This window comes from Stenotrophomonas sp. 704A1 (assembly GCF_030549525.1).
In the GTDB taxonomy this organism is placed as follows: domain Bacteria; phylum Pseudomonadota; class Gammaproteobacteria; order Xanthomonadales; family Xanthomonadaceae; genus Stenotrophomonas; species Stenotrophomonas tuberculopleuritidis.
In genome coordinates, this window is sequence record NZ_CP130831.1 from 2058622 (window position 1) to 2072625 (window position 14004).

The following is a 14004-nucleotide window of genomic DNA, read 5'->3' on the forward strand; positions in this document are numbered from 1 at the left end:
GCCGTCATCGGCATTGCTCTATTGTTGGGGCCGATTCTGGATCTTGGGGAACACACCGCATGGCGGTAGAAGCAGCGACCAGCGAGCTGGTCAAGGTCGTCGCCCTGTTGGGCGCAGCGGTGGTGATGGTGCCGCTGTTCCGTCGGCTCGGCCTGGGCTCGGTGCTGGGCTATTTCGCTGCCGGCCTGGCGATCGGACCGTTCGGCCTGGGCTGGTTCTCCGACCCGCAGGCGATCCTGCATACCGCTGAACTCGGCGTGGTGATGTTCCTGTTCGTGATCGGGCTGGAGATGCGGCCCTCGCACCTGTGGAGCCTGCGCAAGGAAATCTTCGGGCTGGGCACGCTGCAGATCGTCACCTGCGCGCTGGTGCTGACCAGCATCGCCAAGCTGTTCGGGCTGCCCTGGCAGGTGGCCTTCATCGGCGCCACCGGCTTCGTGCTGACCTCCACCGCAGTGGTGATGCAGCTGCTGGCCGAGCGTGGCGACATCGCGCTGCCGTCGGGGCAGAAGATCGTTTCGATCCTGTTGTTCGAAGACCTGCTGATCGTGCCGCTGCTGGCCCTGGTGGCCTGGATGGCGCCGAGTGCCGGCAGTGCCGACGGCGAGGGTTCGCGCTGGCTGTCGGTGGCGATCGGGGTGGGGGCCATCGTCGGCCTGGTGCTGGTCGGCCGCTTCCTGCTCAACCCGCTGTTCCGCCTGCTGGCCGAATCGAAGGCGCGCGAGGTGATGACCGCTGCGGCGCTGCTGGTGGTGCTGGGCGCGGCGCTGCTGATGCAGCTGTCGGGCCTGTCGATGGCGATGGGCGCGTTCCTGGCCGGCGTGCTGCTGAGCGAGTCGACCTTCCGCCACCAGATCGAAGCGGACATCGAGCCGTTCCGCGGCATCCTGCTGGGCCTGTTCTTCCTCAGCGTGGGCATGGCGCTGGACTTGGGCGTGGTGGCCGGCAACTGGCCGATGATCCTCGGCCTGGTGCTGGCGCTGATGGCGGCCAAGGCGCTGTGCATCTATGTGGTGGCGCGCCTCATGGGCAGCGACCATGCGCAGGCGCTGGACCGTGGCGTGCTGATGGCGCAGGGCGGCGAATTCGCCTTCGTGCTGTTCTCGGCCGCGGCCAGTGCCGGCGTGATCAGCCTGGACATCAATGCCAACTTCACCGCGGTGGTGGTGCTGTCGATGGCGCTGACCCCGCTGGTGGTGCTGGTCTACAAGCGCATCGCGCCGAAGCCGACGGTGAACATGGACGGGGTGGACGAGGCCGATGGCTTGTCCGGCAGCGTGCTGCTGATCGGCTTCGGCCGCTTCGGCCAGGTGGCCAGCCAGTCGCTGCTGGCCCGCGACGTGGACGTGACCATCATCGACAACGACGTGGAGATGATCCACAATGCCGAGCGCTTCGGTTTCAAGATCTATTACGGCGATGGCACGCGCCTGGACGTGCTGCATGCGTCTGGTGCGGGCAGTGCGCGGGCGATCGCGGTGTGTGTGAACAATGCCGAGGATGCCGACCGCATCGTCGAACTGGTGGCCCATCAGTTCCCGCAGGCGAAGCTGCTGGTGCGCTCGTTCGACCGCGAGCATTCGTTGCGGCTGATCCACGCCGGCGTTGATTTCCAGATTCGTGAGACGTTCGAATCGGCACTGCTGTTTGGCCAGGCCGCACTGGTGGAGCTGGGTGCGGACGAAGACGATGCCCGCGAGATCGCCGAGCAGATCCGCGAGCGCGACGCCGAGCGTTTCGAGCTGGAAATGGCCGGTGGCAGCCTGCGCGCCGGTGCGCACATGGTGTTTGGCAGCGCGCTGCCGGGCGTCCCGACGCCGACCCCGTTCACCGCACCCAAGCGCAAGGCGCGCACGTTGAATGCCGACGAGGTGCCGGAGGAAGAAGAGGAATGACGGAAGTGCGCCGCGCTTCGCGCTCGCCGGGCCATGCCCGGCGAGCACAGCGGTGGGCGAGGGGGCCTGAATCAGGGACAATAGCGTCCCCGCCGCCGCCGTCCCCCGCATTCGATGACTGACTCTGCCCCCCAGCTTCCTGCCCGCATCCTCGATGGCCGCCGTATCGCCGAGGACCTGCTCCACAGCCTGAAGGTGCGGGTCGACGCACGTGTCGCCGCCGGTGGCAGCCGCCCGGGCCTGGCCGTGGTGCTGGTGGGGGGCGATCCGGCCTCGACCGTCTACGTGCGCAACAAGCGCCGCGCGGCCGAGAAGGTCGGCATCGAAGCGCATGACTACGATCTGCCGGCCGGCACCACCGAAGCCGAGCTGCTCGACCTGATCGACCAGCTCAACGCCGACCCGAAGATCAACGGCATCCTGATCCAGCTGCCGCTGCCGGGCATCCCCGACGCGCGGCGGCTGATCCAGCGCATCGACCCGCGCAAGGACGTGGACGGCTTCCACCCGGAAAACGTCGGCCACCTGGCCCTGCGCGAATTCGGCCTGCGCCCGTGTACCCCGCGCGGCATCACCACCTTGCTGGGCCACACCGACCAGCCCGTGCGCGGCCGCAACGCCACCATCGTCGGCGTCAGCAACCACGTCGGCCGGCCGATGGGCCTGGAACTGCTGATCGCCGGCTGCACCGTGACCAGCTGCCACAAGTTCACCCCCAAGGACGTGCTGGAACAGGCCGTGCGCAACGCCGACATCCTGGTGGTGGCGGTCGGCCGCCCGGGCATCGTGCCGGGCGAGTGGGTGAAGCCGGGCGCGGTGGTGATCGACGTCGGCATCAACCGCCTGGATGACGGCCGGCTGGTGGGGGATGTGGGCTTCGAGGCCGCCGCCCAGCGGGCCAGCTGGATCACCCCGGTGCCGGGGGGCGTCGGCCCGATGACCGTGGCCACGTTGATGCAGAACACGCTGGAAGCGGCGGAAGCGTCCTGACGGATTTCAACGGCGCCGCTTCAACGGCGCCGCTGCGCTCGCCGGGCATGGCCCGGCGCTACCCGGCGGCGTCGGCCCGCAGGGCCCGGCCAGGGCGGGTCCTGGCCCTCCTGAACCGACCACCGCCCGCGCGACACTGCGTCGCATCTACCCCCTGCCACACAGCCCGAAAACAGGGTAAAATGTCGCGCTTCCCCACATCTCGGGTATGCCGATGCTGCGCATCCAGGCTGAAGCTCTCACCTACGACGACGTCTCGCTCGTCCCCGCTCATTCGACCATCCTGCCCAAGGACGTCAACCTCGAAACGCGGTTGACCCGCGACCTGCGGTTGAAGCTTCCGATCCTTTCCGCGGCCATGGATACGGTCACCGAAGCGCGCCTGGCCATCGCCATGGCCCAGCTGGGCGGCATGGGCATCATCCACAAGAATCTCAGCCTGGAACAGCAGGCCGCGGAAGTGGCCAAGGTCAAGAAGTTCGAGGCCGGCGTCATCCGCGACCCGATCACCGTCGGCCCGGAAACCACCATCCGCGACGTGCTGGCCCTGACCCAGGCGCACAACATCTCCGGCGTGCCGGTGGTGGGCAGCGACGGCCTGCTGGCCGGCATCGTGACCCATCGCGACATGCGCTTCGAGACCGAGCTGGACGATCCGGTCCGCCACATCATGACCAAGAAGGATCGCCTGATCACGGTCAAGGAAGGCGCCGCCTCTGACGAAGTGCTGCAGCTGCTGCACCGCAACCGCATCGAAAAGGTGCTGGTGGTCAACGATGATTTCGCCCTGCGTGGCCTGATCACCGTCAAGGACATCCAGAAGAACACCGACTTCCCGAACGCTGCCAAGGACCTGTCGACCCGCCTGCTGGTCGGCGCTGCCGTCGGCGTCGGTGGCGACACCGATCGCCGCGTGGAAGCGCTGGTCGCCGCCGGCGTGGACGTGATCGTGGTTGATACCGCGCACGGCCACTCGCAGGGCGTGCTGGACCGCGTCAGCTGGGTCAAGAAGAACTTCCCGAACGTGCAGGTCATCGGTGGCAACATCTGCACCGGCGAAGCCGCACTGGCGCTGCTGGACAGCGGCGCGGACGCGGTCAAGGTCGGCATCGGCCCGGGCTCGATCTGCACCACCCGCGTCGTCGCCGGCGTCGGCGTGCCGCAGGTCACCGCCATTGACCTGGTGGCCGAAGCGCTGCAGGACCGCATCCCGCTGATCGCCGACGGTGGCATCCGTTACTCGGGTGACATCGGCAAGGCGCTGGCCGCCGGTGCCTCGACCATCATGGTCGGTGGCCTGCTGGCCGGTACCGAGGAATCGCCGGGCGAGACCGAGCTGTACCAGGGCCGTTCGTACAAGAGCTACCGCGGCATGGGTTCGCTGGCTGCCATGGAGAAGGGGTCGAAGGACCGCTACTTCCAGGACGCCGCCAGCGCCGACAAGCTGGTGCCGGAAGGCATCGAAGGCCGCGTGCCGTACCGCGGCCCGGTGGGCGGCATCATCCACCAGCTGATGGGCGGCCTGCGCGCCACCATGGGCTACGTGGGCTGCGCCACCATCGACGACATGCGCAGCAAGCCCAAGTTCGTGAAGATCAGCGGCGCCGGCCAGCGCGAGAGCCACGTCCACGACGTGACGATCACCAAAGAGCCGCCGAACTACCGCTCCTGATGCGGGACGAGCAAAGAGGAACGAGGAAGCTGATTCCCGTTCCTCTTTCTCTATCCGCTGTTGAAAAAGCATTCCACGTTTTCGTTTTCCCTACTGCATTGCCAGGGCGCCATGACCAACATCCATAACGACAAGATCCTGATCCTCGATTTCGGCGCGCAGTACACGCAGCTGATCGCCCGCCGCATCCGCGAGCTGGGCGTCTACTGCGAAATCTGGGCCTGGGACCACAACCCGGCCGAGATCGCCGGCTTTGGCGCCAAGGGCATCATCCTGTCCGGTGGCCCGGAATCGACCACGCTGCCGGGCGCCCCGGCCGCGCCGCAGGAAGTGTTCGACAGCGGCCTGCCGATCTTCGGCATCTGCTACGGCATGCAGACCCTGGCCGCGCAGCTGGGCGGTGCCACCGAAGCGGCTGACCAGCGTGAGTTCGGCCACGCCGAAGTGAACGTGATCAACCCCGATGCGCTGTTCAAGGGCCTGAGCGACCACGGCGGCGAGCCGAAGCTGAATGTCTGGATGAGCCACGGCGACCACGTTTCCGTTGCGCCGCCGGGCTTCACCATCACCGCCACCACCGACCGCATTCCGGTGGCCGCCATGGCCAACGAAGAAAAGCGCTGGTACGGCGTGCAGTTCCACCCGGAAGTGACCCACACCCTGCAGGGCCAGGCGCTGCTGCGCCGCTTCGTGGTGGACGTGTGCGGCTGCCAGACCCTGTGGACGGCCGCCAACATCATCGACGACCAGATCGCCCGCGTGCGCGAACAGGTGGGCGATGACGAAGTGATCCTGGGCCTGTCCGGCGGCGTTGATTCCTCCGTCGTGGCCGCGCTGCTGCACAAGGCCATCGGCGAGAAGCTGACCTGCGTGTTCGTGGACACCGGCCTGCTGCGCTGGCAGGAAGGCGACCAGGTGATGGCGATGTTCGCCGAGCACATGGGCGTGAAGGTGGTGCGCGTGAACGCCGCCGACCGTTACTTCGCCGCCCTGGAAGGTGTGAGCGACCCAGAAGCCAAGCGCAAGATCATCGGCAACCTGTTCGTTCAGATCTTCGACGAAGAGTCGAACAAGCTGAGCAACGCCAAGTGGCTGGCGCAGGGCACCATCTACCCGGACGTGATCGAGTCGGCCGGCAGCAAGACCGGCAAGGCGCATGTGATCAAGAGCCACCACAACGTGGGCGGCCTGCCGGAGCACATGAAGCTGGGCCTGGTGGAGCCGCTGCGCGAGCTGTTCAAGGACGAAGTGCGCCGCCTGGGCGTTGAGCTGGGCCTGCCGCGCACCATGGTCTACCGCCATCCGTTCCCGGGCCCGGGCCTGGGCGTGCGTATTCTGGGCGAGGTGAAGCGCGAATACGCCGAACTGCTGGCCAAGGCCGATGCCATCTTCATTGATGAGCTGCGCAAGGCGGATCTGTACGACAAGACCAGCCAGGCGTTCGCCGTGTTCCTGCCGGTGAAGTCGGTGGGCGTGGTGGGTGATGCGCGCGCTTATGAGTGGGTGATTGCGCTGCGGGCCGTGGAGACGATCGATTTCATGACCGCGCATTGGGCGCATCTGCCGTATGAGTTCCTGGGGACGGTGAGCAACCGGATCATCAATGAGTTGCGGGGGGTGTCGCGGGTGGTCTATGACATCTCGGGGAAGCCGCCGGCTACTATTGAGTGGGAATGAGTTGAGAGAATGAGGGCGCCGAGAGGCGCCCTTGTTGTGCCTAGTTCTCTCAACTGCCTAACTTCAAGCGTAGTGCGCATTTCAATAAGAGGCGTTCGAAGTGATTCTTTGTCTTCGCAATTAAGTCACGCTATAGTTTTCGTGACCATTCAACAGAGTCTGGTCTTGCTGGATGAGGGCGTAGGGAGGGAAGTTCCGGCAGAAATTGTGTTTGATGTAACTGCGGAATTTTGCAAGGCCTGTTGGACATAATCTGCCGGCCTCAATCTTCGCGTGAGAGGAAGATTCATTTACTTTCGTTGAAATATTAGGAGAACGGGATGTCTCAGAATAACGCGCTGATTTACGAGAAGTTTAAGAATATTGATTTGTCAGACTCCTTCTTTGACAGCCTCAAGCAAGACTATAAAGAATTTTCAGACTGGTTCAAGAGAAAATCCGACGAGCACGCCTATATCTTTAGGCGCGATCGTCGGTCCATCGATGGTTTTCTGTATCTGAAGGTTGAGGATGAGGCGCTCGAAGATGTTTCTCCTCCAATGCCATCGGCACGGAGGATAAAAATTGGGACTTTTAAATTAAATGCGCAGGGAACAAAGCTTGGTGAGCGATTCCTGAAGAAGGTTTTCGATCACGCAACTCACTGCGGAATTAATCTTATTTATGTAACTGTATTCTCCAAACATGTACAATTGCTGCGCCTTTTTGAGCGCCATGGCTTCGTCAGGGTTGCAGAAAAAACTACATCTAATGGTATTGAGCTTGTGCTGCAGAAGGATTTTTCAGCTCAGTATGTTGACCCGCTAGTTAGCTACCCATGCATTCCCTCTAACGGGAATCGTAAGTACTTGCTTTCACTCCTGCCTGAATGGCACACGAGGCTGCTCCCTGACTCTATCTTAAGAAATGAGAGTGGCGACCTCGTTAAGGATGTATCTCACACAAATAGTATTCATAAGGTATACCTCACGGCTATGAGGGGTACCGAGCTCTTGATGCCTAAGGACGTCTTGGTGATATATCGGACATCGCCCACATCGGGTCGCGCAAGGTTTGAATCCGTGGCAACCTCGGTCGGTGTCGTTGAGGAGTCAAGGCACATTGATAGCTTTGAATCTAAAGGCGAGTTTAAGAAATACTGTAGTCCTTACAGTATATTCACGGATGCGGAGCTTGAGAGATTCTGGAGTCAGAGGAAGTATCCGAATATTTTCAAGTTCACTTACAATGTGGCGTTCGCAAAACGCCCCAATCGTGCTCGCCTCATCGAAGAGGTTGGGCTGGATGAAGATAAATATTGGGGCTTCATGCGGCTCAGTACTGCAGAGTTCCGCCACATTGCCCGACTAGGCGAAATCGATGAAAGTCTTATTGTCAATCAAGCCTGAGTATGCCGAGAAGATTCTGGACGGGCGTAAGCGATTCGAATTTAGAAAAGCTATGCCCAGGATTCAGGGAGTCAAGACCGTCGTGATATACGCGACGATGCCTGTCGGTAAGGTTGTAGGTGAATTTGAGATTGATGAATGCATTTCTTGCCGTCCAAGGGAGCTCTGGGCAATAGCTTCAGAGTTCTCTGGCATAAGTAGGGCATTCTTTAACTCGTACTTCAAGGGGCGTGCTACGGCGCATGCCTTTAAGGTGGCGTCGGCGAAGCGTTATGAGTTTCCTTTGGATTTGATCGACTTGATCGGCACGACCGCAGCACCACAATCATTTCGCTATTTGGCCTAGATTTGGGGCCAGTATATTCTGGCCCGTGTCATGTGCTCCACTGAACGGATTGTGTTGCGGATGCGATTAAATAAAAATTTGGGGTGACATGAATCTCGTGATCAGATCTTCAATTCCAGTGATTGAGTTGTAGCCACCTGAGAAGTTCTGATTTAGTGACTGGGGGTTGAGTCGTGTGCCGGTCAAGGTTCTAACGCTTGGGAAACCCGTGATACCCGAACCCATGTATGTCAGCGCAAACTCTTTCATCTCCCTGACGAAAAGATCGCGATCTTCACGACGGACTATGCACGCCAATTGCCAGTCACCGAATTGATAGCAAGCATTTTCCACTCGAACTTCGTGCGAAAGTAGTAATGAGCGCGCGCTATCTCGTATGGCCCAGTCGGGTGCGTCTTCCAGTGCGAGATCAATTGAATTCTTCTGCGCAAGTTGGAACAGTGCGTTGGCAGCTCCATCGGAGCAATCCATGCATGCAATCGGTATTCCCAGCGAAGAGAGCTTGAGGCCTGCGTCAATCTTCGCTTGAGGTCGTAGAACTGCATCTTCCAGCCGTTTACGTTCATGGTTGGATGTGAGACCCCAGCCCTTTGCGTAGCCCATGACGCCGGCCCAGAAGTGTCCGCACTCTCCAATCAGGAATGCGTCAAAAGCGCTTCCTTCGATTGAGCGAGTGACTGGAAATGATCCTGAGATTCCCAGGACTGTTCCCGTAGCAGAGAACCTGGGGGCACTTTTTACGTTCCCCCCCAGTAGTGGTGCCCCGTACTGATTCAATGCATCCCGGAGCCCCTCTTGGAATTCTTGAACGAAGCTGACGTCAGTGTCGTCTCTTAATTCTAGAGAGACTAAAAGACCTAGAGGAACCCCGCCACAAGCTGCAATATCAGAGATATTAATCGTTGCTGTGTACCAACCCCAAGTGCCGGGTGTTGCAACACCTAATAGAGCCGCTACTGGCGTTGGGCAAGGATCCATCGACCATAAGAGCTTCTTGTTCTCTAGTGTGACATGAGCGCAGTCATCTCCCGCAGTATTATCTTCACCGGTTACGAACGGTTGAATGAAATTTTCCAGCAGACACAGTTCACCTATTTCGGCTAGAGTCTTTGGCATTGAGATGCTCAGAGATGGCGGAGAGTCCAATCATTGCAGGAATGTGATTAACGTCCTGGATCGCAAGTAATCCGCAGGTAACTAGGTATGAAGAAACTAGGTAGTGATCGTAGGGGCTAAGCACATCCGAATCATGATTGCAGTATTCATTAAGAACTGAATTTGCGGATCTTCTAATTTCAGCAAGGCAGCCATAGGCCCTAGTAATCGCGATTCGCTGAATCGCCGGTGTTTCCTCGGTTAGAACTGCTGCAGTCATGCTCGCAATTGGAGGCAAGTCCATGCCGCCATTCACGAGAAATTTCTCGAACGATCTTATGCATTTCACGCTAATGTGCGGATTTTCTTCGCATCCCGGTGTTTTGCGTACAGTTCTTGATACAAATTCCGCCAGCAACATGTACTTTATGGTTATCTCCATGAGGACAAAGTCCTTTGCGGGGTGTCCAAAATGAACCCAATCAAAGTCAATTAACTCTGTCCTTGCTGGATTTTCCTTGCTTATCATTAGGTTGCGAGCGTGAAGGTCTCCGTGGACCAAGTAGCCGTGAACATCAACATTATATTCTCTACAGATTTTTTCGTATCCAGAGAGAACGGATTTTGCCAGATTAGACAGAGCTTGCTCATCGCTTTCCGCATTGATAAGGGCCGTAAGCTTAAGTAGTGGCCGACTGGGTCGCTCGACATATTTTCTGTAGTCGTCGACCATCTTCTTCTTGGGTGCTTGGGAATTATGGAACTTCCCCACGAGCTGGAGCGCCGAGCGTAACGCAGTAACGCAATCACTATCGGTGTTGCTTTCGTCTAAAAAGAAGCCGCGAAATTCTGTATGATCAGGCGCGGCAGCTAGCTTGTAGACGATGATTCCCAAGTTTTCAGATTCATGTAAAAAAGAATAGATTCCACTGCAAAGACGAGCATCCTCTGCTTGCTCTGCGGCTTGGGCTTCCTTTTCTGTCTTGGTCCTGTCTTGGAATTTCGCAATAAATCTGACTGGGAAGCTCTGCTCCCTAAGTGAAACATCAAGATAGAAAACTTCGCTTCCGCTCTTGCCCGCTCTCTCGACCGGGTAGAGTTGGACGTCTGCAATCTTCCCGTTTCTGTACTGTTGAGAGAAAGTGCGAACTAAATCCATGCGAGTTCGTAGCAGTCCGTCGTGAGCATCCTTTTGAGGCGCAAGCCGAAGATGGAAGTTCACTGGGATGACATCGCAAGCGGTTGCTGTGATGTCGTTCACAGTGCGGCTCTCCTTAGGGTATGAATTAGTGTGTCGTCGTCTCGCCCGTAACTTCTCCAATCCCAGCGAGGATTTCCGATTCTCTCTGCCAAAAGCCTTCTAAGTGTCTGGCTTGGAAGGGGTTCGTCTAGAATGCAGGTTTGGAATCCGAGCATGGGAGAGCCATGCAATATGTAGTGGGTGGAGCGATTAAGATCTTGAGACAGCGCCTCCTTTAGTGTGCCGAATGGACTATTCGTAGTCGCCTCCGTACTAGGGTTGAGGGAAAGGTGGCCAGCATTCGGGACGATATGCATGTGTGCATGGTAAATGCCACAGCCGCCGTGATCTGAAGCAATGGCACCATGCTCAAAGTACTGAGTTGTGTGCAAATCTATTGAAAGAATGTTGGAAAGCGAAAGAAGTAGCTCTTCAAGTTCATGCGGCAGCTCGGCTTCGTCTATGCAAGCTCCTGCGAAAGTTGAATGGTGCTTCTTTGGTAGAATTAGGCAATGGTCATCGACCAATTGTCCTATGCAGGGGATGGCGATGAGATGCTTGGTTTGCGCGATTACCCTGGAGTTCTTTTCCGGATATAAACGATGAAAATTTGTTTCGGTGGAATTGTTCATTTCTCTGCAGAACACACAGCTATGATCCAGGCCTTCCATGCTTTTCCTTCTTGGCGTTGTATGGCTAGAACGATTCTACCTGCGCGTGAAATTTCCACAATAGCTATAGTCGAGGCTTCAGCATGCGCCTTTGGTTGCGCGCTCATTTCGATAAAGGGATTCCTGGCGTGTCAGCGCAGCTTTGATCAACGTACCGCCTGGAGTCGTATGCACTAAAAAAAGTATTTCATTTCTCTAGGATCTGTGTCATGTGTCCGGCCTCACCTCATGACAAGCCCACTCAACCAACCCCCGGCAAGCCAGAAACAATCCATCAACCACCCCCTCGTCTAGATGCCGCTCCGGGTCCGCCGCCACGCGGCAGCGGTCCGCCGCGTGTAGCAGCTCCAGTACCGTCAGCGCTCCCACCATCGCGCGCTCGGTCCTCGCCAGGCTCACGCGACGGCCGGGTGACACATCGGTTTCTGGCCAAGGATGCCCATCAGCCCCCTCGCAGCCGCGCATGCGCTTGAGGATGCCGAGCAGGGAGTTCAGGTCGGGCAGGGGAGTGTCGTCGTTGATGGGTTCAACAACGGTGTACGAGGAGAAGGTGTCGGATTCGTTCATGGCGTCGGCTTCCGTGGCTGTGCTTAACAGCGCCACCGTGAAGAGGTGGCGGACGATGCGTGGCTGCAAACCGGACGATAGTTGTCAGTACCCGGCGGGCCCGAAGGCCCCCACGCACCGCCCGCCAGAAAGGCCGACGGATTACCCGCCGGCACCGGTTAAGGACGGTGCCGACGGGTAAGCGTAAACAACTAAAAGTTCGGGTTTGCAGGCCCGGCCACCCGTTGTCGGTGGCACGTCATGGTGTTTACGCCGCCGCTTCGAATGCCAATAGAAATTCGCGAAGGAGTCGCGGTATTCGAGAGCGAAGAACTATTGTTGCATGCCCCATTCGTGCAGCACGCGACACCGTCGGACGCATTCGCGCAGCTGCTCTGCTGATGGCGAATCAAAGTGACGCAAGCGCCCATGCCACAAGCGAATAGCGCGACGGCTTCCTTTGCAACAGTTCTTAGTCCGTCTCGCCAAGCAGCGGCGCGCGATCAGCCGCACAGTCCGAAAAGCGGTTCAAACCCGACACCCTTAAAAAGCTCGGCTTCAACCGACACTATCCTCAGCCGCATTCCCCACCAGCAACTCAATCATCGCCCGCGCCGCCGCCGACTGCCGCCGATGCGGCGCATAGATCACCGAGAACGGCCGCGACCGCCCCCGCAGCTGCGGCAGCACTTCCACCAGCTGCCCGCGCCGCAACCGCTCGCGCACGATGAACTCATAGCTCTGGCAGATGCCGATGCCCTGTTCGGCCAGCGACACCACACCCAGCACATCGTCGGAGGTCTCGATGGACGAGCGCGGCAGCCAGTCCACGTCGCGCCCACCGTCGCGGAATATCCACGGCGCCAGCCGCCCGGTGCGCGGCATCACGAAGGGCAGGCACAGGTGCTGCTGCAGGTCGTCCAGCGTCTGCGGCGTGCCGCGACGCTTCAGGTAGTCCGGCGCGGCCACCAGCAGCAGCGGGGCGTCTTCCAGCTTGCGCGCCACCAGCCCGCTGTCCGGCAGCTGGCCCAGGCGGATGGCCACGTCGAAGCCTTCGGCCACCAGGTCCACGTTGCGGTTGGTGATGTTCAGTTCCACCTGCACCTGCGGGTACTGCTGCGCAAAGCGCGCCAGCACGGGCGGCAGCCGGTAGTGGCCATAGGTGGTGGGTACGCTCAGGCGCACGCGGCCGGCCAGCGCACCGTCCTGGGCCAGTACGTCGCGCTCGGCGTCGTCCAGCAGGCCGAAGGCGGTGCGCACCTGTTCCAGATACAGCCGCCCGGCGTCGGTCAGGCCCACGCGGCGGGTGGTCCGCTGCAGCAGCTGCCGGCCCAGCCGCGCTTCCAGGCGGGTGACCGCGCGGCTCAGCACCGAGGGCGTGGTGGACAGCGCCACGGCGCCGGCCGTGAACGAGCCGTGTTCCACCACTGCCAGGAACACCTCCACATCGCCCAGGTAGTCGAACTTGCGGCTCATTTGGCTCTCCGGCGAACAGATGTTTTGCGATGGGGCCAATTTATCGCCGCTGGGGCGATGAATAAAGTGGCCGCCATTCCCCGATAGGAGCTCCCCATGAACCTGATGACCCGGCTGGCCGCAGCGCTGGCCCTGACCCTGGCCGCCACCGGTGCGCATGCCGCCAACGTGCTGGTGGTGCTGTCCGACGAAAACCACCTGGACCTGAAGGACGGCAAGGTCCTGTCCACCGGCTTCTATCTCAACGAGCTGATGCAGCCGGTCAAGCTGCTGCTGGACGCCGGCCACGAGGTGACCTTCGCCACGCCGCAGGGGCGGGTGCCGACGGTGGATGCGTCCTCGGTGACGCCGGCGTACTTCGGCAACGATGCCGCGCAGCTGACGCTGCACAAGGATCTGCTGGAAAAACTGGCGCTGACCTCGCCGACGGCCTCGCCGGTGGTCAGCCTGGCGCGCGTCGAGCAGCTGGGTTACGCGCGTTTCGATGCGGTCTACATTCCCGGTGGCCACGCGCCGATGCAGGACCTGCTGAAGAGCCCGGCGCTGGGCCGGTTGCTGGCCGACTTCCATCAGCGCAACAAGACCACCGCGCTGGTCTGCCACGGGCCGATCGCGCTGCTGTCCACGCTGCCGGATGCGGCGGGTTTCGTGGCAAAACTGGAGGCGGGTGCGACGCCTGCCACGCCGAAGTGGATCTACAGCGGCTACCAGATGACGGTGATCAGCAACCAGGAAGAAGAGCAGGCCAAGCCGCTGCTGGCCGGCGGCGAGATGAAGTTCTACCCGCAGACCGCGCTGCAGCGGGCGGGGGCGAAGTTCAGCAGCAACACCACGCCGTGGACCGGGCATGTGGTGGTGGACCGCGAGCTGATTACCGGGCAGAACCCGGCCTCGGCGCTGGAGGTGGGGCAGCGGCTGGTGGAGCGGTTGAAGTAAGGCGGGTTCTAGAAAGAAGGCTGTCAGCCTTGTGGGCCGAGGGGCTAGCTCCTCGGCCTGTCCAGGGAAATA

Annotated in this window: 12 protein-coding genes; 7 read left to right on the forward strand and 5 right to left on the reverse strand. The window is 60.2% G+C overall.

Going from position 1 to position 14004, the window contains the following annotated elements; genetic code table 11:
- Positions 1–59 precede the first annotated feature (59 nt).
- The 6 genes from Q5Z10_RS09855 (at position 60) to Q5Z10_RS09880 (ending at position 7968) form a co-directional block, all read left to right on the forward strand.
- A complete protein-coding gene (locus tag Q5Z10_RS09855; RefSeq protein ID WP_303638901.1) occupies positions 60–1895 on the forward strand; it encodes a monovalent cation:proton antiporter-2 (CPA2) family protein in 1836 nt (611 codons plus the stop codon).
- Positions 1896–2009: 114 nt separating this feature from the next.
- On the forward strand, positions 2010–2885 hold the full coding sequence (folD, locus tag Q5Z10_RS09860; RefSeq protein ID WP_303638902.1) for a bifunctional methylenetetrahydrofolate dehydrogenase/methenyltetrahydrofolate cyclohydrolase FolD: 876 nt from the start codon (positions 2010–2012) through the stop codon (positions 2883–2885).
- A 214-nt stretch (positions 2886–3099) separates the two neighbouring features.
- The gene (gene guaB, locus Q5Z10_RS09865; protein WP_303638903.1) at positions 3100–4557 is read left to right on the forward strand and encodes an IMP dehydrogenase; all 1458 of its coding nucleotides are present in this window, start codon (positions 3100–3102) and stop codon (positions 4555–4557) included.
- Positions 4558–4668: 111 nt separating this feature from the next.
- Entirely contained in the window at positions 4669–6234 is a 1566-nt protein-coding gene (gene guaA / locus Q5Z10_RS09870) for a glutamine-hydrolyzing GMP synthase (protein ID WP_303638904.1), read from the forward strand.
- Between the two features lie 320 nt (positions 6235–6554).
- Complete coding sequence (locus tag Q5Z10_RS09875) at positions 6555–7622, forward strand: GNAT family N-acetyltransferase (RefSeq protein ID WP_303638905.1); 1068 nt, start codon at positions 6555–6557, stop codon at positions 7620–7622.
- Positions 7594–7968 carry an ASCH domain-containing protein gene (locus tag Q5Z10_RS09880; protein ID WP_303638906.1) on the forward strand — a complete coding sequence of 125 codons (375 nt, stop codon included), beginning with the start codon at positions 7594–7596 and terminating at the stop codon, positions 7966–7968. Before Q5Z10_RS09875 ends, Q5Z10_RS09880 begins: the two co-directional genes overlap by 29 nt.
- A gap of 66 nt (positions 7969–8034) precedes the next feature.
- Here the strand turns inward: Q5Z10_RS09880 and Q5Z10_RS09885 are convergent, their stop codons facing one another.
- From Q5Z10_RS09885 to Q5Z10_RS09905, 5 genes are all read right to left on the reverse strand, one after another.
- The gene (locus Q5Z10_RS09885) at positions 8035–9084 is read right to left on the reverse strand and encodes a thiamine-phosphate kinase (RefSeq protein WP_303638907.1); all 1050 of its coding nucleotides are present in this window, start codon (positions 9082–9084) and stop codon (positions 8035–8037) included.
- Positions 9056–10324 carry a phosphotransferase gene (locus Q5Z10_RS09890; protein WP_303638908.1) on the reverse strand — a complete coding sequence of 423 codons (1269 nt, stop codon included), beginning with the start codon at positions 10322–10324 and terminating at the stop codon, positions 9056–9058. Before Q5Z10_RS09890 ends, Q5Z10_RS09885 begins: the two co-directional genes overlap by 29 nt.
- Entirely contained in the window at positions 10321–10974 is a 654-nt protein-coding gene (locus Q5Z10_RS09895; RefSeq protein WP_303638909.1) for an HIT family protein, read from the reverse strand. Before Q5Z10_RS09895 ends, Q5Z10_RS09890 begins: the two co-directional genes overlap by 4 nt.
- Positions 10975–11181: 207 nt before the next feature.
- On the reverse strand, positions 11182–11541 hold the full coding sequence (locus Q5Z10_RS09900) for a hypothetical protein (RefSeq protein WP_303638910.1): 360 nt from the start codon (positions 11539–11541) through the stop codon (positions 11182–11184).
- A gap of 537 nt (positions 11542–12078) precedes the next feature.
- Entirely contained in the window at positions 12079–12996 is a 918-nt protein-coding gene (locus Q5Z10_RS09905; protein ID WP_303638911.1) for a LysR family transcriptional regulator, read from the reverse strand.
- A gap of 96 nt (positions 12997–13092) precedes the next feature.
- Here Q5Z10_RS09905 and Q5Z10_RS09910 point away from each other — a divergent pair, with 96 nt between their 5' ends.
- The gene (locus Q5Z10_RS09910; protein ID WP_303638912.1) at positions 13093–13932 is read left to right on the forward strand and encodes a type 1 glutamine amidotransferase domain-containing protein; all 840 of its coding nucleotides are present in this window, start codon (positions 13093–13095) and stop codon (positions 13930–13932) included.
- Positions 13933–14004: the final 72 nt, after the last annotated feature.